A 515-nucleotide genomic window follows, 5' to 3' on the forward strand; every position below is an offset into this window, starting at 1 on the left:
CGCTGGCCAGGCAGGCGCGCGGCCGGCGCGATCAATGGGCCAGCCGCGATGAAGCCCGCGCCAACCTCACCGGCCGCGGCACCTACAAAGGCTGGGCCGACGAGGCCATGGAAGCCTTCCTCACCCACGCCCTGGTCGACGCTGAAGGCGGCGTGCGCCTGAAATGCCGTCCCAGCCGCGAGGCCGAGATCTTTGGCTCCATGCCCGATCGCCTCTGGTCGCTGCTGGCCAGGGTGCGCACGCCTGTGCATGTGCTGCACGCCGAGCACACTTTCCCATTCGTGAGCGAGTCGGTCGCGCGCTGGACGAACCTCAATGACCATGTCAGCGCCTTGCAGGTGCCAGGCGGCCATTGCTTCATGCAGGAGAGGCCAGCCGAGGCCGCCGGGTGGGTGGCCACCGAGTTGCTCGCCCGCCTCGACGCGGTGTCTGCCTGAGGCGCAGGCCCAGCGCTTGCGATCGACGGCAATCGCTTGAATTGCGGCGCTTGCCACCCGTTGTTCGGCTGGCGCCGC

Annotated in this window: 1 pseudogene; it reads left to right on the top strand. The window is 69.3% G+C overall.

Annotated features, from left to right (window positions below):
- Positions 1-437: pseudogene (locus B2W70_RS09220) on the top strand (alpha/beta fold hydrolase); the annotation flags it as partial.
- Positions 438-515 lie beyond the last annotated feature (78 nt).

Source organism: Aquabacterium sp. UBA2148 (genome assembly GCF_002328915.1).
Classification (GTDB): Bacteria; Pseudomonadota; Gammaproteobacteria; order Burkholderiales; family Burkholderiaceae_C; genus Aquabacterium; species Aquabacterium parvum.